Source organism: Campylobacter coli, from assembly GCA_039516895.1.
In the GTDB taxonomy this organism is placed as follows: domain Bacteria; phylum Campylobacterota; class Campylobacteria; order Campylobacterales; family Campylobacteraceae; genus Campylobacter_D; species Campylobacter_D coli_B.
In genome coordinates, this window is the sequence record CP154437.1 from 705,343 (window position 1) to 724,257 (window position 18,915).

Genomic DNA, 18,915 nt, shown 5'->3' on the forward strand with positions numbered 1-18,915 from the left:
ATTATGGCTTATGATGCAAATTTGATAGAAAAAAAATGGCAAGAAATTTGGGATAAAAATGAGTATTTTGAACCTAAAGATGATTTAACCTTACCTAAAAAATATATTTTATCCATGTTTCCTTACCCTAGCGGGCGTATACATATGGGACATGTAAGAAATTATAGTATAGGTGATGCTATTGCTAGATATTATCGCAAGATAGGTTATAATGTTTTGCATCCTATTGGTTTTGATAGTTTTGGTATGCCAGCTGAAAATGCAGCTATTAAGCACAAAATTCATCCAAAATCTTGGACTTATGAAAATATAGCCTATATGAAAAATGAACTTTTTTCTTTAGGTTTTTCTTTTTCAAAAAAAAGAATGCTTGCGACCTCTGATCCACTCTATACAAAATTTGAACAAGAATTTTTTATCAAAATGTATGAAAAGGGCTTGATTTATACTAAAGAAGCGAATGTAAATTGGTGTGAGCAAGATCAAACTGTTTTAGCAAATGAGCAAGTAGAAGATGGAAAGTGTTGGCGTTGTGGACATGAAGTAGTTCAAAAAAAGATGCCAGGGTATTATGTAAAAATCACAGCCTATGCGGAAGAGCTTTTAAGTGAGCTTGAGAATTTAAAAGATAAGTGGCCTTCTCAGGTTTTAACCATGCAAGAAAATTGGATAGGTAAAAGTGAGGGTTTGGAATTTTCTTTAAATTTAGACAAAGAAAGCTTGGAAAAAACAAAGACGCAATCTTTTGAAGTTTTTACCACTCGTGCAGATACTATTTATGGTATTTCTTATGTAGCTTTAGCGCCTGAACATAAAATCGTGCAAAATTTAATACAGGCAAATTGTTTAGATGATGAAAAAGTAGAGCAAATTAAAAATATGCAAAAACAAAGTGCTAGAGAAAGACAAATGGCTGATAAGCAAGGGTGCTTTTTAGGAATTTACGCTATTCATCCTTTGACTCAAGAAAAACTCCCTGTTTGGGTAGCAAATTTTGTATTAGCTGATTATGGTAGCGGAGCTGTAATGGCTGTTCCAGCTCACGATGAGAGAGATTTTGAATTTGCTAATAAATATAAACTTGAAATCAAACAAGTGATTGAGTGCGAAGATGCACAGCTTCCTTATGTTCAAAAAACAGGAAAGCTTATCCAAAGTGGCGAATTTAATGGGCTTGATTGTAATGAAGCAAGAGCAAGAATTATTTCAAAATTTGAAGATGAAAAACTAGGAAAAAGGGTTATTAATTTTAAAATTCGCGATTGGGGAGTTTCTCGCCAAAGATATTGGGGTGCTCCTATACCTATGGTAAAATGTAAAGCTTGTGGGATCGTGCCTCAAAAAATTGAAAATTTACCTATTACCTTACCTGAAGATATTCAAATCACAGGAGAGGGTAATCCGCTTGAAAAACATCCCACTTGGAAAAATTGCACTTGTCCAAAATGCGGACAAGAGGCTCAAAAAGAAAGCGATACTTTAGATACTTTTTTTGAAAGTTCATGGTATTTTGCACGCTTTGCAAGCGATGAGAAAACATGGCAAGAAAAGGCTTTGGATAAAGAGAGTGTGAAATATTGGATGAATGTTGATCAATATATAGGTGGTATAGAGCATGCGATTTTACATTTGCTTTATGCAAGATTTTTCCAAAAAGTTTTAAAAGATTTGGGGTATTTGGAAGATAATGAGCCTTTTGCTAAACTTTTAACCCAAGGCATGGTTTTAAAAGATGGTGCTAAAATGTCTAAATCTAAAGGAAATGTAGTCGATCCTGATGATATTATCAATAAATATGGAGCTGATACAGCAAGGCTTTTTATTCTTTTTGCTGCACCTCCTGCTAAAGAACTTGAGTGGAATGATGATGCGGTTGAAGGAGCTTATAGATTTATTTGCAGGCTTTATGATAGGGCTCAAAATGTTAGAGCTGGAGAGCTTTTAGAATTTAAGCATGAGGATTTGAATAAGGAAGAAAAATACGCTAGATTGAAAGTGTATGAAGCTTTGAAAAAATCTTTTGAAGTTTATACTCAAAGTTTCGCCTTTAATACCTTAATCGCTGCTTGTATGGAGGCGCTTAACGCCTTAGCTGTTTGCAAAAATGAAGCTTTAGAGCAGGAAGCTTTTTATATTATCTTAAATATTTTAGAGCCTATTATTCCTCATGTGTGTTTTGAATTAAGTGATAAGCTTTTTAAATGTGAGAATTTTAAGGTTTTAAAATTAAAAGAAGAAGTTTTTATAAAAGATAGCTTGAATTTGGGTATCAGTGTAAATGGTAAAAAGCGCGGAGAAGTTGAAGTTTCAAGCTCAGCAAGCCAAGATGAAATTTTAGAACTAGCAAAGCAAAAAGTTTCAAAATGGTTAGAGGGTAAAAATATAGTTAAAGAGATTTATGTAGAGGGAAAATTGGTAAATTTGGTGATAAAATGAAAGGAATTTTATTTTTTATCGTGGCTTTATTTTTGGGGGCGTGCGGTTATATTCCGACCTCAAAAGTAGCGGATAATATTTTTAATGATAAAGTATATGTCAATGTGGAGTTAAGCCTTCAAGATCCTAGAAATAGTATTTTCGTAGCCGATACTCTTAAAGAGATGGTTATTTCAAAATTAGGGCGAAAATTGGCTTTAAAACATGAGGCAGATGATGTGATCAATGTTAGAATGAATAATCTTGAATTTATCCCTTTAGTCTATGATCAAAATGGTTATGTTGTAAGCTATAAAGCTAAACTTAATTTAGAATTTAAAGTGGTATTTAAAGATGGTACTGTTGAACATTTTAATACAAGCGGAAGCTATAATTTTGATATATCGCCTAATAGTATTATCAGTGATTCAGCGCGTTATGAAGCTATACGAGCAGCTTCTAGCGAAGCTTTTGATGAATTTATTTCAGTAATAGCCATAAAGGGACAAAAGCGTGCTACCCAATATTAATGAAATAGCAAAAGAAACTTTAATTACGCTCAAAGATAGAAAGCTTCGTCCTACTCCCGAAAACTATACAGAAATTTTTGAAGAACTTTCTAAAAAATATGGCTTAATAAGCTCAAATAAAGCAAAGCTTGAAAAATACAAAGCCTTGCTTTTGCCAAACTATCAACAAGAATTAAATTCTAAATCTATCCGCACTTTAGAAGAATTAATAAGCTTTTTAATTTCCGCCTTAAATAGGCAAAATGGAAAACAATTCAGTGAATTTTTTGATTTTTTAGCTACTTTATCCAAGAGTTTACAAGTAAGTAGGGATAAAAAAATCAGAGACTTGGCTAAAATTACTTCTATTAGAATTTCAAAAACTATGGACAGCGAAAGTATTTATTTACTTTCTAAAAAATGGAAAGAATTTGAAAAAAGCTATAATGAAAGTGATTTAGAAGGCGAACTAAGAAGATATGGTATCGCAAAATATGATGATTTTGATACGGTGGTTAGAAAACTTTTAAATAAGTTAGAAGAAAGAAGTTTAGAAGTTTTTGCTGAGCTTTTAACCTCTTGTTTAAATCCATCTTTAGTTGAGGATCTTAAAATTCACGGCTTTGCACAAAATTTACTTCAAAGGCCCTTTCTTTTAAGTGAAAGCAGTTTTAAAAATGAACTTTTGGAATTTGTCAATCGTCGCGTGATGGTTGATAATATGTACGTGCAAAAAAATTTAAATTTTTTTAATGATAATTTAAAAAAGATCTATGAGCTTTTTATATTGCTAAATAAGTCCAATGAACAAAATATAGATTTTATAAACACCTTAAAACCCGATAACAAAGGAGAAGTAAAACTTAGTTTTGAACTTTTAAAGCAAAAATTTATGCAGCTTAGTGAGAAGATTAATTCTTTAAATGCACAAATTGAATTTACGCAAAATTTAGAAGAGCGCGAATCTTGGAGTGTTTTAAAAGAGCTTGAGAGATTGGATGAGAATTACAACAAGTATAAGGTTAATTATTCTTTGGCATTGTTTTCTATAAAAAATTATCGTTTTATTATGGAAAAATATGGAGTGGGCAGTTTAAATGAGATTTTTGTGCGTTTTAAAAAGATTTTAAAAGAAAGTTGTACTGAATTTGATGAACTTTGGATGTTAGATGAAAAGAGTTATCTTATTATATCGCCTGGAAGAAATAAAGAAAAAGTCGCACAACTTGTTCGAGAAAATTTAAAGACTATTGAAAATTTTCGTTTTATTTACAAAAAAGATATTATTACTCCAAAGATTATCACAGCTTATTTGGATAAACAAAGCATGCCTCATGTCAATATTTTAGAAAAATTAATAAATGAAATTTCAAATTTAGATGAAAGAAACGATGCAAAAGATCAGTAAAGTTGATGAATTTTTAGCACAAAAGAGTACAAATTATGACAAGATTGATCGTTTTGTTATGTTTAGAATGTATGAAAAATATAAAACAAATTTCTTAGTTAAACCCATTATCCATATCATAGGGACAAATGGAAAGGGAAGTACGGGTAGATTTTTAACTCAACTTTTAGAAGGTTTAGGTTTTAAAGTGGGGCATTATACAAGTCCGCATATTTTTGAATTTCGTGAACGCTTTTATAAAAATGGAGATAGTGTTAGTGAAAATGATTTAGAGCTTGCACATAAAAATTTGCTAGATATTTTTAAAGAGGATTTAAAAAAACTTAGCTATTTTGAATACGCCACTTTTTTAGCGGTGGAGCTCTTTAAAGATTGTGATTATATGATTTTTGAAGCAGGGGTAGGGGGTGAATATGACGCAACTTCTGTTTTTGATAAAAAACTGAGTATTTTTACAAAGGTGGGGTTTGATCATACTCAAATTTTGGGAGATACTTTAGAAAAGATTGCTAGAACAAAATTCAAAGTTATGGCAAAACAAGCTTTGATTTCAAACGAGCAAGACGAAAGAGTTTTGCAAATGGCTCAAAAAATAGCATCTCTAAAAAACACAAAATTGTATTTTTCATGGCAGCCTAAGGGTGAAATTTTAGAGCAGCTTGATGATTATGTTCAAAAATACAACCTACCTGAATTTTTAAGACACAATTTAATTTTAGCCTTAAATGCATTAGAAATATTACTTTCTAAAGAAAAACTTAGTCAAGCTTTGCTAAAATTAGGAAAATTAAAATTAAAAGGACGCTGCGAGCAAGTTGCGTCTAATTTATATGTGGATGTGGGTCATAATGTTATGGCTGCTAACGCCTTGTGTAAAAAATTTATAGGTGAAAAACTTGTTTTAGTCTACAATTCTTATCTTGATAAAGATATTTTTGAGATTTTAAAAACATTAAAGCCTATTATTGATACAATAAAAATATATAAATATATTAGTTTAGAAAGAAAATTGGCTAATGATGAAATTTATCAAGTTGCCAATGATTTAAATCTTAGGTGTGAAGAATTTGTTTCTTTAGATGAAAGGAAAAAAACTTTAGTTTTTGGTTCTTTCGCCTTAGTCGAAAGTTTTTTAAAGGAGTGGAGTGATAAAAAATAAATTTACCATCACCATTACAGATATCAATGGTTCAAGGCATTTTTATTTAAATCAGATTATTAAAAAAATCGTTCTTTATGTAGTAGCTTTTATATTTTTATTTTTAATTTTTAGCGGTTTTTATATTAAATATCTTGACAGTAAACTCAGCGATATCAGTACTAAAAGAGAAGAGCTTTTAGCAAAGAGCAAGGAGTTAGAGCTTGCTAATGCGCAAATGCAAAAAAATGTTGAAGAAAAGGCAAAGCAATATGCAGCCATAGAAGATAAGATCGCTTCTTTTGAAGAAGCTTTAGGTCTAGAGGCTGAAAATAATCTTACTATTACAGATAGACTTGATAACTTAAAGCTTACAAATGAGCAGCAGATTGGGATATTGGGGCAAATTCCCAATGGATGGCCTATTGAAAACAAAGGAGTTACTGGGAATTTTGGATAGAGAGAGCATCCTCTTTTAAAAAGAAGAGAATTTCATCCAGGCATTGATCTAAGAGCAGCAGTAGGTACGCCTATATATGCACCTGCTAACGGAGTTGTCGAGTTTTCAGGATATAGCGATAATGGTTATGGCTATAATGTTATTTTATTGCATAATTTTGGCTTTAAAACTGTTTTTGCTCATATGGTACGAAAAGACGTTGTCAAAGCGGGTCAGTTTGTCAATAAGGGCCAATTGATAGGTTATACTGGCAATACAGGACTTTCAACTGGTCCGCATTTGCACTATGAAGTGAGGTTTATTAATAAAACCTTAGAGCCTTTATATTTTTTAAATTTAGAAAGAAAAAATATGAATGAATTTTTTAATCAAGAAAGGAGAGTTCCATGGCAATCTTTAATAAAAGCGGTAACAGCACAGCACTTAGCTCCAGTTCCGAAACAACAGTAATTTCATCAGGTGCGAGAATAGAGGGTAAGTTTTATTTTGCTTCTATGCTCCATGTAGATGGAGAGCTTAATGGTATAGTGCATTCTGAAAGCATAGTGGTTATAGGAAAAAATGGGAATTTAAAGGGCGAGCTTAAGGCTGATAAGATAGTTGTTAATGGCTGTTTTGAAGGTGATTTAGAGGCTGACAGCCTTGAAATATTAGCAGGCGGCGTGGTTAGTGGAAATATTAGCATTAAAGACTTGGCTATAGAAAATGGCGGTCGTTTTAATGGGACAAGCAAGATAAAGCAGGAAGAGCCTGTAAGGTTGTTAGAGAATAGCTCAGAATAATGCAAGCAAATTTTTTTGAGTATTTGCAAGGTTCAAATATAGCACAATTGATACTTTGCGAAGATGATAAAGAATCTTTTTTGCTTTCTCAAGTTGCTCTTTTTAAGGGTTTGAAAACATTCGTTTTGCCTGATTTTAGAGCTGAATTCGGGGATGATTTAAGAGCTTTTTCCAAAGAGCTTTTTGAGCTTTGCAAAGTTTTAAATGCTTATCATAAGGAAAAAGATACTAAAATTCTTATCTCCCCTTTATCTACTATACTTAAAAAATTACCTGGTCAAAAACATTTAAAAAGCTATAATCTTTCCAAGAAGAATGCTTTTGATTTAAGTGAATTTAAAAATGAACTCATCAAGCTTGGATATGAATTTGTGGATATGGTCCAAGATAAGGGTGAAGTGAGTATACGCGGAGAGATTATCGATATATTTTGTATTAATGAAGAATTACCCACTAGGGTTTTGCTTTTTGGAGATGAGTTAGAAAGCATTAGAAAATTTGATCCTATGAATCAAAAATCATTTCCCAAAGAATATGAAGAGCTTGAAATTTGTCCTTTTTTGACATATTTTTCTGAAGAAAATTATGAAGATTTTAAAGACAAACTAGAAAATTTCAATAGCGATGTTTTGGTCAATGATATTAATTCTTTAGGATTTTGGTGCATTGATGATTTTTGTGATTATTTAGAACTTGATTTTATAAGTATTAAAAAATTCAATCAAGAAGAATGGGATAAAGATCTTGGTAAAATCAATGCTAAAATTATACCCCAAGCTTCTGTTTATAAGGATTTAAAAAGTTCTTACAATAAAGACTTTTTTTCTTTGCATCAAAATAAAAAAATTATAATTTTGGCTAAAAATGAAGCCTTGTTTAAAGCTTTAGAGCTTGAAAATACACAAAATATTTCTTTTCAAAAAAGCGATTTAATCCTTAATTTAATCAGCAATCAAGAGCTTATCATTTCATTAAATCATAAAGAAAAACAAAAATACAAGCGTAAAGCAAATCTGATTATAGATGAGTTAAAAATCGGCGATTTTATCGTTCATGAGGATTATGGTGTAGGTAAATTCTTAGGCCTTGAGATGATTAGTATTAGTGGAGCTAAGAAAGAATTTGTTGCGATTGAATATCAAAATAGTGACAAGCTTCTTTTGCCGGTTGAAAATCTTTATATGATAGACAAGTATTTAGGAGCAAGCGGAGGGATACCGCTTTTAGATCGCTTAGGAAAAATGACTTTTATCAGGCTCAAAGAAAGATTAAAAACCAAGCTTTTAGCCATTGCTTCTGAGATTGTTATTATGGCGGCTAAAAGAGCCTTGATCAAACCAAAAGAAATCAAGATAGATTATGCAGATCAAGCTTATTTTGTTTCAAAAGCTGGATTTTCTTATACACAAGATCAAAACAAAGCTTGTGAAGAAATTTTAAACGATTTTGAAAATGGTAAAGTGATGGATAGGCTTTTAAGTGGCGATGTGGGTTTTGGTAAAACCGAAGTTGCGATGAATGCTATTTATCCTGTGGTAAAAAGTGGTTTTTGTGCTTTTTTCTTTGCGCCCACTACGCTTTTATCTCATCAGCACTATAAGAGTTTAAAAAAGCGTTTTGAGCCTTTTGATATTGAAGTTTTTAAACTGGATCGTTTTACAAGCACCAAAGAGAAAAAAACCTTAATGTTGAATTTAGAGCAAAACAAAGCCTGTGTGGTGATTGGCACCCATGCACTTTTAAATGTAGAGTGTGAAAATTTAGCCCTTGTTATCATTGATGAGGAGCATAAATTTGGAGTAAAGCAAAAAGAAAAATTAAAAGAATTAACTCAAAATTCTCATCTTTTATCTATGTCAGCTACTCCTATACCAAGGAGTTTAAATCAAGCCTTAAGCTCCATAAAATCTTATAGTGTTTTACAAACCCCTCCAGAAGATAGACTTGATGTTAGAACCTTTGTGAAAGAAAACGATGATGCGCTTTTAAAAGAAGCTATAACAAGAGAATTAAGACGCGGCGGACAAATTTTTTATATACACAATCATATTGCAAGTATAGAACAATGTAAAAAACATTTACTTGATTTATTTAAAAATTTAAGGATTTTGATTTTGCATTCTAAAATTGACGCAAAGATTCAAGAAGAAGAAATGCTTAAATTTGAAAATAAAGAATACGATTTACTTTTAAGTACTTCTATTGTTGAAAGCGGTATTGATCTACCTAATGCAAATACTATGATAGTTGAAAGAAGCGATAGGTTTGGAATGGCTGATTTACACCAATTACGCGGCCGTGTAGGCAGGAGTGATAGGCAGGGGTATTGTTATTTTTTAGTTGAAAACAAAGAAGAGCTTACTCAAGATGCATTGAAGCGACTTATCTCTTTAGAGAGTAATTCTTATTTGGGAGCAGGTTCGGTTTTAGCTTATCATGATCTTGAAATTCGCGGAGGTGGAAATTTATTAGGCATCGATCAAAGCGGTCATATAGAGCAAATCGGACTTAGTTTGTATCTTAAAATGCTAGAAGATGAGTTAAATGCACTCACTAAAAAGGAAAGTTTTGAAGAGAAAAAAATAGACTTAAAACTTACTATCAATGCTTTTTTAAATTCAGAACTTATCAATGAAGATCGTCTAAGATTAGAGCTTTATCGTAGGCTTAGTAAGTGTAAAAACATAGATGAAGTCTATGAGATTGAAGGTGAGATAGAGGATCGCTTTGGAAAACTTGATCTTTATACAAAGCAGTTTTTAATGCTGATTATAATTAAAATTTTAGCTTTAGGGAAATTTAAAACCATAAGCAATTTTGAGCAAAATATACAATTTGTAAAAATCAATGATGAAAAAGAGTTTATTAAAGCAAGAAGCAAAGATGATGATGATATTATAGAAGCAGTTTTAACATATTTAAGGAAAGACAGACAATGATTGATTGGGATAAAACTTATGCGGCAATTTATAGATCTAGAAAGGATTATTTAAAGCCCATTGTAGATCTTGATAATATCAGCTTGAATGATTTATTGGGCATGGAAGAGCAAAAAAATGCTCTTTATCAAAATACTTTAAATTTTATCCACGATAAAGGAGCAAATCACGCACTTTTATGGGGTGCTAAGGGTACGGGTAAATCAAGCTTAATTAAAGCTATTTTTAATGAATTTAAAGACAAAGGCTTAAGACTTGTAGAATTAGCTAAAGATGATTTATTTGCTTTAGTTGATATTATCGATGAGCTAAGAGAGCAGCCTTTTAAATTTATATTATTTTGTGATGATTTTTCCTTTGAAAAAAACGATGATAGTTATAAATTTTTAAAGCCTTTGCTAGAGGGTAGCATAGAAGCACCTCCACGAAATATTATTATTTATGCTAGTTCTAACAGACGTCATTTATTAAGTGAAAGTATCAGCGATAATCAAGGTGTTCAAGTCGCTCACGCAGAGCTTCATGCAAGTGATGCGGCTGAGGAGAGATTGAGTTTAAGTGATAGATTTGGTCTTTGGCTTAGTTTTTATCAAGGGAATTTAAACGAGTATTTAAAACTTGTTGATTTTTATTTTAAAGATATAAAATGTGATAAGGAACTTTTACACAAAAAAGCAAAAGAATTTTCAAATTTAAGAGCAAGTAGAAGTGGAAGAACTGCAAAGCAATTTTATTTAGCTTTTAAGGAAAGTATTGAATGAATGGTGCTGATATCTTTAAAAAACTTCTTGCTTGCAATTTGGATTTTAAAGAATTTGATTGGCTTGAAAATCAAGGTTTGAGTGATTTTGAGCTTTTAATTTCTGTGATTTTAACCCAAAATACAAAATGGGATAATGTCTTAAAGGCTTTAAATAACTTAAAAAATGCGCAAATTTCAAGCTTGGAGCAGCTTTTAAATTTATCCAACTTAGAACTTGCTACACTGATAAAACCAAGTGGATTTTACAATACCAAAGCCAAGCGTTTAAAAGAACTAGCAAATAAGATTTTAGATACTTACAGCGATATAGAAAATTTTAAGAAAAATGTAGATCGAGAATGGCTTTTAAATACCAAAGGTTTGGGTTTTGAAAGTGTGGATAGTATTTTAAATTATCTTTGCAAAAGAGAAATTTTGGTTGTAGATAGCTATACGCAAAGATTGGCTATGCATTTGGGTTATGAATTTGAAAATTATGAAGAATTAAGAGAATTTTTTGAAAGTGGCATAGAAAATGAGCAAGAAAATTTGTGTCAAATTTTAGAAAAAAAATACGAGCTTTTTGAACTTTATCAAATTTTCCATGCTCTGATTATTGCTTTTGGAAAAGTTGCCTTTAAGGGAGCAAAATTGACTTTAGAGGGTGAAAATTTGATTCAAAATTTAAAGGAAGAATAATGAAAGCAAAAGGAAGTGATTTAATTCCTGTATTGAGTATAGCTGGAAGTGATTGTAGTGGTGGGGCTGGCATACAAGCTGATCTTAAAACTTTTAGTGCTCACAATCTTTTTGGTATGAGTGTTGTTTTGAGTGTAGTAGCTGAAAATACAGCAAGAGTGATCTCAGTTCATGATATACCCGTTCAAAGTGTGGATGAGCAAATGCTTGCTGTTTTTGAAGATATAGTGCCAAAGGCTACTAAAATAGGAATGATAGGAACTTGTGAGCTGATGGAGTGCGTGGCTAGAAATTTAGAAAAATTCAAACCCCAAAATGTAGTTATCGATCCTGTGATGTTTGCAAAAAATGGCTTTGCTTTAATGCCACAAGAAAATTGTGATTTTTTTAAAAAGACCATAGTGAAATTTGCAGATATTCTTACGCCTAATATCCCAGAAGCGGAATTTCTTTGCGATTTTAAAATAAATGATGAAAAAGATATGATAAAAGCGGCTAAATATTTATGCACACAAGGGGCAAAAGCTGTTTTGCTTAAAGGGGGACATAGTGAAGAAAATGCTAATGATGTGCTTTTTGATGGTAATGAAATTTTTATTTTAAAAGGCGAACGCATAGAAACAAAAAACACTCATGGTACAGGTTGTACACTCTCTTCAGCAATTGCTAGTAATTTAGCCTTGGGAAAAGATTTATTTAATGCTGTAAGTGAGGCAAAAGAATATGTAAGAAATGCGATTTATTATTCTTTAAATTTAGGGAAGGGCTGTGGGCCAACTAACCATTTTTTCAGGTTTTTAAATGAAAAATGATTTAGATCTTAGTCTTTATCTTGTAGCAAGTCGTGGAAAAAAAAGTGACGAGCTTTTTTTAAACACGCTTGAAGAAGCGATAAAGGGCGGAGTAAGTATAATCCAACTTCGCGAAAAAGAATTAAATTCAAGAGAATTTTACAAGCTTGGCTTGAAAGTACAAAAGCTTTGCAAGGAATATCAAATACCCTTTTTAATCAATGATAGAATCGATATCGCCTTAGCTTTAAATGCTGATGGAGTACATTTAGGACAAGAGGATTTAGAAGTATATCTTGCAAGAAAAATTCTAGGCAAAGAAAAAATCATAGGCTTAAGTCTTAAAAACTTAGAACAATTAAAAAATATCGAGGGAGTTGATTATTTAGGTTGTGGCGCGATTAAGGCTACCCCAACTAAAGAAAGTTCTGTTATAAGTCTTGAAACCTTGAGTCAAATTTGCGAGAAAAGCCCTGTGGGCGTTGTAGCAATAGGCGGGATTGATAAAGAGCTGATTAAAAAATTAAAGGGCATTAAAATAAGTGGCATTGCAGTAGTTAGAGCCATAATGGATGCGCAAGATGCTTATTTGGCAGCTAAAGAACTTAGGCAAGAAATGAATGAAAATTTATCTTTTAAATGAAACCGCTTTTGAGGGTGTAGAAAATCTTGTTTTAAATGAGATAATTTTTTATGATTTTAGTGTTAATTTAGACGAATTTGACGCTTTAATTTGTACTTCAAAAAATGCCCTAAAGGCTTTAAAAAAAACAAAAAATAGTTTAAATTTAGATATTAATGTGTATGCAGTAGGGCAAGGCACTGCTGAATTTGCTAAGGATATGGGTTTTAAAAAGGTTCAATTTGCGCCAAAATCTTATGGAAGCGAGCTATTTAATCATTTTAAAGAGGAATTAAAAAACCAAAAATGCCTTTATTTAAGGGCTGAAAATATAGCTTCTACTTTAAATTTAGATCTTAGATCTTATGGGGTGGATTTAAAAGAAATCATTGTATATAAGAATGTTTTTAAAGAGAGCAAACAAACAATCCTTCATCCTGCTATTTTTATTTTTACCTCTCCTTTAAGTGTGGAAAATTTTTTAAAACAATATAATTTAGAAAAGGAAGATAAGGTTATAGCAATAGGGCAGAGTACAGCAAAAAAACTTACCCATATAGATCATCTTTTTATAAGTTCTAAGCAAGATTTAAAAGAGTGTGTGAAATTGGCTAAAAGTCTTATTTAGCTTGATTCCAAAATGATTCTTTTGTGTGCAAGATAAAGGTTTTATTTATTAAAATTTCATCATTGACATTTTTTTGTGTATTTAATGCTATGCTTATATGTGCAATTATGATACTATCTTGGCTTAAATTTGCATCTTTGTTGATTGCTTGAAATTTGAAATTTTTACATTGAGCTATGGGATAGTGGTATTGTATTTTGATTTTATCGTTTAAGTTAGGATAATGAAGCGTGACAGAATCCAAACATTCCTTTCCGTCTAATTTGGCTTGATAAAGTAGATATTTAGCAAGTTTTTCATCGGCTAAAATTTGGGCTTGTAAATAATAATAAGCATCTTTTACAAATCTTGGTGTATAGCTTGAAGTAGTGATATTTAAACTAAGCCATATTCCTAAAGCACTGATTAAAAATACCAAGGATAGTAAAATATAAGCTCGTTTCATATGAATAACCTTTTTGTAAGGCAATATTCTTGCTTATATTCTTTTAAACATAATTTAAGATTTTGTTTTTGTATTTCAAATAAACTCACATTATCCATAAAGATGGAATATTGCTCAAGTCGATTATCAAAATAAGGATAGAGCTCATAATGAATTTTATCTTCTTTAAGAAATAATTTTATTCTAGCTTGGATAGGGATAAAATTACCCTTAAAAGAAGTAGTGATATTGTTTTCTGAATAAATGAATATTTTTTTAATTTCTTTACCTGCTAGAGCATAGACGATGTTTTGTTTATCGTTGTATAGTTCTTTTCGATTTTGAAGTTGAAGTTTGAAATTGCTATTGGGAGAATATAAGCTTGTATTGTTTTCTAAAATAAGGCTAGAATTGAGTAATTTTGCTTTATTATCATCAAGATATAATAAATCATCTTTAATTAAACAGCTTATATGATTTGACTCAAGAGTAATATCAACACAGCTTTGAAGCAATTTTTCCAACCTTAACACACTTAAATGAGTTTTTAGTATCAACTCTTTCATTTTTAATTGCTGATTGTTTAAATAATAAAATTCCCACAATGTCCTAGATAGAAAAACTGCTAAAAATCCGGCTAGAATTAATACAAGAATAGTTTCAAAAAGACTAAAAGCTTTATTCATTGTAAAAATATAGTGAGTAATCTTGATCTTGAATATGTAATTTTTTAAATTGAAAGATTTTATCGTCTACATAATTTTCTTTAAAATCAAGAGTTTTTAAATTTTGCACATGAAGCTTTATATCCTTTTGATGAGGATTGATATAAAGTTTATCTTGTAGTGTATATAATCTTTCAAAATAATTTAAATATTCATGATTTTTATTTAGCTGGTAAAACAATTTAGAAATACTTGCAAAAATCAATCCTAAAATAACAATACAAAGAATTAATTCTAAAAGCGAAAATGCAACTTTCATGTTGCACTAGCATTAAGAGCTTCAAAGAAAGTTCCACGAATGCCTTTTTGCTCCAATACTCTAATCCCTTTTATGGTAACACCTGCAGGCGAGCAGATATTTTCTTTAATAATAGCTGGGTGCTCATTTTCTAGCAGGGCTGCGGTGCTTTTAAAAAGTGAACGCGTAAGATTTAAACTCAGTTCTTTTGATAAACCTTCATATACGCCAGCATTAGCAATGCTTTCAGCTACTAAAGCTAAAAAAGCAGGAGCGCAACCACTTATAGCCATAGCAGCATTCATTTGTTTTTCTTCGCTTAACTCATAAGCTTTTCCAAAAGTATTTAAAATTTCTATGATTTCATCTTTAAAATTTGAATTTTTTAAAACATAAGGAGTTGTAGAAGCCTTATATTTGGCAGCTGTATTTGGCATTATCCTTGCGTAATTTTCAGCTTCGATGAGTCTTAATTTATCAAAATTTGTATTGGCTAAAACTGAAATTAAAATTTTTGCTTTACCTTTTAAATTTGCCGCAACACCTTCTAAAGCATAAGGTTTAAAAGCTAAGATAATATTTTTATTTTCTATATCAAAGTCTTTATAAAGTAGAGTTTTAAAACCTTCTTTTTCTAAATTTTGAAGTTTTTCTAAATTTCTACCGACTATATAGATATTATAAGAATCTTTTAAGCCATAAGCCAAAGCTTGTGCCATCGCACCATTAGCAAGTATATATAAGTCAGCTTTCATTACTTCTTAATATAATTTGCAATTTGATCCGCTTGAAAAAAGTCAGGATAGGCTACGGTATCTAAGATTACTTGCACCATAGAATTATTATCAAGATTAATAACTACAGGAGCTAGGAAATTTACAGTAGATTCCTCTATGCTTTTAGCAATTGCTACTATATTGAAAATTTTCATATTGGATTCAGGCGTCAAAGAAAGTAATTCTTGGTAGTATGTAGGTATTTCAAATTCATAATCTGGTCTTATGAGATAAGGATCAATAAGAACAAAAGAAAAATCTTTCCCATCAAGACTTTTAAGTCTTACAAACACTTCATCAATGGTTGAAAATTCCATATTTTTGGTTTCTTCAAAACCTAATATAGGGCATTTAACAGCTAGTGTCATTTTTTCTCCTCGAGTTTATAATAAAATATTTTATCACAAAATAAGCAATATTAGTTCCAAAATTTAAATTTATTTATCTAATTTCACTATAATTTTAATTTAGAAATAATCATAAAGTATTTAAAATAGTGTATTTAACTTAAAAAATAAAAAAGGCAAAAATTAATGAAAAAAAAATTCTTTCTATGTATTTTATTGGGGATTTTATTCAGTGCTTGCAGTACAAAAAATGATGAAGGATTGTATAATTTAAGTGCAAGCGAATGGTATAAACAGATTATTAAAGATTTACAAGATAAAGATTTAGAAAAGGCTGACGATCATTATAATGGTATGGCGAGCGAGCATATAGCAGATCCGCTTTTGGAGACAACTCAAATTATCTTAGCGCAAGCGCATATGGATGAAGAAGAATATCAATTAGCAGAGTTTTATTTGGATGAGTATAATAAAAAATTTGGAAATTCACGCAATGCAGATTATATTCGTTATCTTAAAATCAAAGCCAAATTTGATGCCTTTGCTGTGCCAAATCGCAATCAAGCTTTAATGCTTGAAAGCCAAAAAGAAATAGATAGTTTTTTAAATGATTATCCCTATACAGAATATGAGCCTTTGGTGCAAACTATGTTGACTAAATTTAATTTAGCAGTATTTTATTTAAATGATACAATACGCGATTTATATGAGCGTACAGGACATACTCAAAGTGCTGAAATTTACCAAGGAAGACTGCAAGAAAGTGAGTTTTATCATCAAAGCATTATTAAGCCAGAGCTTCCTTGGTATAGAAGCATATTTGAAAAATTTTAGATTTAAGGGAAACTGATGCAAATTGAAGAAATGCAAAATTATCCAAGTGATTTACCTATTTTAGTAGAGGATGAATTATTTTTATATCCATTTATGATTACTCCAATTTTTATTAGCGATTCTGCAAATATGAAAGCTTTGGATTTGGCAATTAAAAACGATTCAATGCTTTTTGTAGCTCCTTCAAAGCTTGAAAACGGAAGATCTTTTGATGAAATTTATGATTGTGGAGTGGTTGGGACGATTATGAGAAAAGTTCCTTTACCTGATGGTAGAGTAAAAATACTTTTTCAAGGTTATGCTAAGGCTAGGATTGTAAAAGCGCTTTCAAGCAAGCCTTTAGAAGCTAAAATAGAGCTAATTAAAGAAGAGTTTTTAGAAGGTGCAAAAAAAGAAGCCTTACTAGATGTTTTAAAAGAAAAAGTTAGAGTTTTGGCAAATGTCAGTCATTATTTTTCGCCTGATTTACTTCGAACTATAGATGAGGGTTTAGATGCTTCTAGAATTTGTGATTTGATTTTAAATACTATTCGCATTAAAAAGCAAGAAGCTTATCAATTTTTCATTTTAACTAATTTGGAAGAAAAGCTTTTAAAATTGATAGACTTGATAGCTCAAGAGATAGAAGCAAATAAAATCCAAAAAGAAATCAAAAACAAGGTTCATTCTCGTATTGATAAAGTTAATAAAGAATATTTTTTAAAAGAGCAACTTAGACAAATTCAAAAAGAATTGGGTAGTGATAATCAAAAAGAAGATGAGCTTAGAGATTATTATAAAAAATTAGAAAGCAAAAAGAAATTTATGCACGAGGATGCTTATAAGGAAATCAAAAAGCAAATCGAAAAATTTGAACGTATTCATCAGGATAATTCTGAAGCTTCTATGATACAAACTTATATTGAAACCGCTTTAGATGTACCTTTTGAAAAAATAGCAAAGAAAAAACTTGATATTAAAGAAGTGGCTAAGCAGTTAAATCATGATCACTATGCGCTTAATAAACCAAAAGAACGTATTGAAGAGTATTTTGCTGTGCGTGAGCTTTTGGAAAAGCGCGGTATAGCGGATAAAGATGGAGCTAAGGTTATACTTTGTCTTTATGGACCTCCAGGAGTTGGAAAAACTTCATTAGCCAATTCCGTTGCTAAGGCATTAAAAAGAGAACTTATTCGTATAGCTTTAGGAGGACTGGAAGATGTTAATGAGTTACGCGGACACCGCCGTACTTATATAGGTGCGATGCCAGGGCGTATTACCCAAGGCTTAATTGAAGCAAAACAAATAAATCCCGTAGTTGTGCTTGATGAAATTGATAAGTTAAACAGAAGCTTTAGAGGTGATCCTAGTGCGGTTCTTTTAGAAATTTTAGATCCTGAACAAAATTCTAAATTTAGAGATTATTATTTAAATTTTAATCTTGATTTGAGTAAGGTGATTTTTATAGCAACGGCTAATGATATAAGCAATATACCTGCTCCTTTAAGGGATAGGATGGAATTTATAGAGCTAAGCTCTTATACTCCAAATGAAAAATTTCATATTACTAAAAAATATTTAATTCCTGATGAGCTTAAAAAACATGGATTAAAATCTAGTGAATTAGATATCAATGATGAAACTATAGAGCTTATCATAAGCGAATATACTAGAGAATCTGGGGTAAGAAATTTACGCAGAAAAATAGCTGAGCTTTGCCGTAAAAGTGCTAAAAAATTACTTTTAGAAAATATCAAAAAAGTAAGCATTAATGTTAAAAATTTAAATGAATTTTTAGATAAAAAAGTTTTTGAGATAGAAAAGCATGATGGAGAAAACCGCGTAGGGCAAGTTAATGGACTAGCATGGACTAGTGTAGGGGGAGATGTTTTAAAGGTTGAAGCGATTAAGATTAAAGGTAAGGGAGAGTTAACTCTTACCGGAAGCTTGGGTGATGTGATGAAAGAGTCTGCTAGAATTGCTTTTAGCGTGATTAAGGTTTTAATTGATGAAGGAAAAATTAAAATTCCTAAAAAGATGATTATTGATCCTAAGAATAATGTTTATGATAGTTATAATTTGCATATCCATGTACCTGATGGTGCAACTCCAAAAGATGGTCCAAGTGCTGGAATTACGATGAGTACGGCTATTGCTTCAGTTTTTAGCGATAAAAAGGTTCGTTCTGATGTGGCTATGACTGGAGAGATAGATTTAGCGGGCAATGTATTGCCTATAGGAGGGCTTAAAGAAAAGCTTATTGCAGCATATAAGGCTGATATTAAAATAGCTTTAATTCCAAAGAAAAATTATGAAAGAGATCTAAAAGATATTCCTGATGAGGTTAAAGATAATATGAAAATCATCGGAGTTGCAGATTTTGGTGAGGTTTTAAAATACGCTTTGGTTTAAAATCCAAAGCAAAGAAGAAAAGGCAAAATATTGATTTTGCCTTTTTT

18 protein-coding genes and 1 pseudogene are annotated in these 18,915 nt (G+C 30.9%); 14 read left to right on the plus strand and 5 right to left on the minus strand.

Features of this window, described 5'->3' with window-relative positions; translation table 11 throughout:
• Nucleotides 1-3: 3 nt before the first annotated feature.
• The 12 genes and pseudogenes from leuS to AAID94_03520 all read left to right on the plus strand — a co-directional run bounded on the left by leuS (nucleotide 4) and on the right by AAID94_03520 (nucleotide 13,133).
• Complete coding sequence (gene leuS / locus AAID94_03465) at nucleotides 4-2,436, plus strand: leucine--tRNA ligase (GenBank protein XAK24590.1); 2,433 nt, start codon at nucleotides 4-6, stop codon at nucleotides 2,434-2,436.
• The gene (gene lptE / locus AAID94_03470) at nucleotides 2,433-2,945 is read left to right on the plus strand and encodes an LPS assembly lipoprotein LptE (GenBank protein ID XAK24591.1); all 513 of its coding nucleotides are present in this window, start codon (nucleotides 2,433-2,435) and stop codon (nucleotides 2,943-2,945) included. The genes leuS and lptE overlap by 4 nt, the downstream gene beginning before the upstream one ends.
• Complete coding sequence (locus AAID94_03475) at nucleotides 2,929-4,332, plus strand: hypothetical protein (GenBank protein XAK24592.1); 1,404 nt, start codon at nucleotides 2,929-2,931, stop codon at nucleotides 4,330-4,332. The genes lptE and AAID94_03475 overlap by 17 nt, the downstream gene beginning before the upstream one ends.
• Nucleotides 4,304-5,491 (plus strand): Mur ligase family protein, encoded by a 1,188-nt coding sequence (locus AAID94_03480; protein XAK24593.1) that lies wholly within the window; start codon nucleotides 4,304-4,306, stop codon nucleotides 5,489-5,491. The genes AAID94_03475 and AAID94_03480 overlap by 29 nt, the downstream gene beginning before the upstream one ends.
• Nucleotides 5,478-6,380 (plus strand): annotated as a pseudogene (locus AAID94_03485) (M23 family metallopeptidase). The gene AAID94_03480 and the pseudogene AAID94_03485 overlap by 14 nt, the downstream one beginning before the upstream one ends.
• Nucleotides 6,317-6,712, plus strand: a complete 396-nt coding sequence (locus tag AAID94_03490) for a polymer-forming cytoskeletal protein (GenBank protein ID XAK24594.1) — start codon at nucleotides 6,317-6,319, stop codon at nucleotides 6,710-6,712. The pseudogene AAID94_03485 and the gene AAID94_03490 overlap by 64 nt, the downstream one beginning before the upstream one ends.
• Nucleotides 6,712-9,651, plus strand: coding sequence for a DEAD/DEAH box helicase (locus tag AAID94_03495; GenBank protein ID XAK24595.1), 2,940 nt, complete (start codon nucleotides 6,712-6,714; stop codon nucleotides 9,649-9,651). Before AAID94_03490 ends, AAID94_03495 begins: the two co-directional genes overlap by 1 nt.
• Nucleotides 9,651-10,412: an ATP-binding protein gene (locus AAID94_03500; GenBank protein ID XAK24770.1), complete on the plus strand. Its 762-nt coding sequence runs from the start codon at nucleotides 9,651-9,653 to the stop codon at nucleotides 10,410-10,412. Before AAID94_03495 ends, AAID94_03500 begins: the two co-directional genes overlap by 1 nt.
• Nucleotides 10,409-11,092 carry a 3-methyladenine DNA glycosylase gene (locus AAID94_03505; GenBank protein XAK24596.1) on the plus strand — a complete coding sequence of 228 codons (684 nt, stop codon included), beginning with the start codon at nucleotides 10,409-10,411 and terminating at the stop codon, nucleotides 11,090-11,092. Before AAID94_03500 ends, AAID94_03505 begins: the two co-directional genes overlap by 4 nt.
• Entirely contained in the window at nucleotides 11,092-11,904 is an 813-nt protein-coding gene (gene thiD, locus AAID94_03510; GenBank protein ID XAK24597.1) for a bifunctional hydroxymethylpyrimidine kinase/phosphomethylpyrimidine kinase, read from the plus strand. Before AAID94_03505 ends, thiD begins: the two co-directional genes overlap by 1 nt.
• The gene (thiE, locus tag AAID94_03515) at nucleotides 11,894-12,526 is read left to right on the plus strand and encodes a thiamine phosphate synthase (GenBank protein ID XAK24598.1); all 633 of its coding nucleotides are present in this window, start codon (nucleotides 11,894-11,896) and stop codon (nucleotides 12,524-12,526) included. Before thiD ends, thiE begins: the two co-directional genes overlap by 11 nt.
• Complete coding sequence (locus tag AAID94_03520) at nucleotides 12,504-13,133, plus strand: uroporphyrinogen-III synthase (protein XAK24599.1); 630 nt, start codon at nucleotides 12,504-12,506, stop codon at nucleotides 13,131-13,133. Before thiE ends, AAID94_03520 begins: the two co-directional genes overlap by 23 nt.
• Here AAID94_03520 and AAID94_03525 read toward each other — a convergent pair.
• From AAID94_03525 to fliW, 5 genes are read right to left on the minus strand one after another with little or no spacing between them, the layout of a single operon-like run.
• Complete coding sequence (locus tag AAID94_03525) at nucleotides 13,126-13,578, minus strand: hypothetical protein (GenBank protein XAK24600.1); 453 nt, start codon at nucleotides 13,576-13,578, stop codon at nucleotides 13,126-13,128. The two genes, AAID94_03520 and AAID94_03525, sit on opposite strands and share 8 nt — an antisense overlap.
• Nucleotides 13,575-14,243, minus strand: a complete 669-nt coding sequence (locus tag AAID94_03530) for a hypothetical protein (GenBank protein XAK24601.1) — start codon at nucleotides 14,241-14,243, stop codon at nucleotides 13,575-13,577. The genes AAID94_03525 and AAID94_03530 overlap by 4 nt, the downstream gene beginning before the upstream one ends.
• Complete coding sequence (locus tag AAID94_03535) at nucleotides 14,236-14,541, minus strand: type II secretion system protein (GenBank protein ID XAK24602.1); 306 nt, start codon at nucleotides 14,539-14,541, stop codon at nucleotides 14,236-14,238. The genes AAID94_03530 and AAID94_03535 overlap by 8 nt, the downstream gene beginning before the upstream one ends.
• A complete protein-coding gene (locus tag AAID94_03540) occupies nucleotides 14,538-15,275 on the minus strand; it encodes a pyrroline-5-carboxylate reductase (GenBank protein XAK24603.1) in 738 nt (245 codons plus the stop codon). The genes AAID94_03535 and AAID94_03540 overlap by 4 nt, the downstream gene beginning before the upstream one ends.
• Nucleotides 15,275-15,664 carry a flagellar assembly protein FliW gene (gene fliW / locus AAID94_03545; protein ID XAK24604.1) on the minus strand — a complete coding sequence of 130 codons (390 nt, stop codon included), beginning with the start codon at nucleotides 15,662-15,664 and terminating at the stop codon, nucleotides 15,275-15,277. Before fliW ends, AAID94_03540 begins: the two co-directional genes overlap by 1 nt.
• Before the next feature lie 165 nt (nucleotides 15,665-15,829).
• On the opposite strand from fliW, the gene bamD reads away from it, so the two are divergent.
• Both bamD and lon read left to right on the plus strand, forming a co-directional pair.
• Entirely contained in the window at nucleotides 15,830-16,477 is a 648-nt protein-coding gene (gene bamD, locus AAID94_03550) for an outer membrane protein assembly factor BamD (GenBank protein ID XAK24605.1), read from the plus strand.
• Between the two features lie 15 nt (nucleotides 16,478-16,492).
• Entirely contained in the window at nucleotides 16,493-18,868 is a 2,376-nt protein-coding gene (gene lon / locus AAID94_03555; GenBank protein XAK24606.1) for an endopeptidase La, read from the plus strand.
• Nucleotides 18,869-18,915: the final 47 nt, after the last annotated feature.

Coding starts and splice junctions, on each gene's coding strand:
- leuS (XAK24590.1), top strand. CDS start 4: ATGGCTTATGATGCAAATTTGATAGAAAAAAAATGGCAAGAAATTTGG.
- lptE (XAK24591.1), top strand. CDS start 2,433: ATGAAAGGAATTTTATTTTTTATCGTGGCTTTATTTTTGGGGGCGTGC.
- AAID94_03480 (XAK24593.1), top strand. CDS start 4,304: ATGAAAGAAACGATGCAAAAGATCAGTAAAGTTGATGAATTTTTAGCA.
- AAID94_03490 (XAK24594.1), top strand. CDS start 6,317: ATGGCAATCTTTAATAAAAGCGGTAACAGCACAGCACTTAGCTCCAGT.
- AAID94_03495 (XAK24595.1), top strand. CDS start 6,712: ATGCAAGCAAATTTTTTTGAGTATTTGCAAGGTTCAAATATAGCACAA.
- AAID94_03505 (XAK24596.1), top strand. CDS start 10,409: ATGAATGGTGCTGATATCTTTAAAAAACTTCTTGCTTGCAATTTGGAT.
- thiD (XAK24597.1), top strand. CDS start 11,092: ATGAAAGCAAAAGGAAGTGATTTAATTCCTGTATTGAGTATAGCTGGA.
- thiE (XAK24598.1), top strand. CDS start 11,894: ATGAAAAATGATTTAGATCTTAGTCTTTATCTTGTAGCAAGTCGTGGA.
- AAID94_03520 (XAK24599.1), top strand. CDS start 12,504: ATGAAAATTTATCTTTTAAATGAAACCGCTTTTGAGGGTGTAGAAAAT.
- AAID94_03525 (XAK24600.1), bottom strand. CDS start 13,578: ATGAAACGAGCTTATATTTTACTATCCTTGGTATTTTTAATCAGTGCT.
- AAID94_03530 (XAK24601.1), bottom strand. CDS start 14,243: ATGAATAAAGCTTTTAGTCTTTTTGAAACTATTCTTGTATTAATTCTA.
- AAID94_03535 (XAK24602.1), bottom strand. CDS start 14,541: ATGAAAGTTGCATTTTCGCTTTTAGAATTAATTCTTTGTATTGTTATT.
- AAID94_03540 (XAK24603.1), bottom strand. CDS start 15,275: ATGAAAGCTGACTTATATATACTTGCTAATGGTGCGATGGCACAAGCT.
- fliW (XAK24604.1), bottom strand. CDS start 15,664: ATGACACTAGCTGTTAAATGCCCTATATTAGGTTTTGAAGAAACCAAA.
- bamD (XAK24605.1), top strand. CDS start 15,830: ATGAAAAAAAAATTCTTTCTATGTATTTTATTGGGGATTTTATTCAGT.
- lon (XAK24606.1), top strand. CDS start 16,493: ATGCAAATTGAAGAAATGCAAAATTATCCAAGTGATTTACCTATTTTA.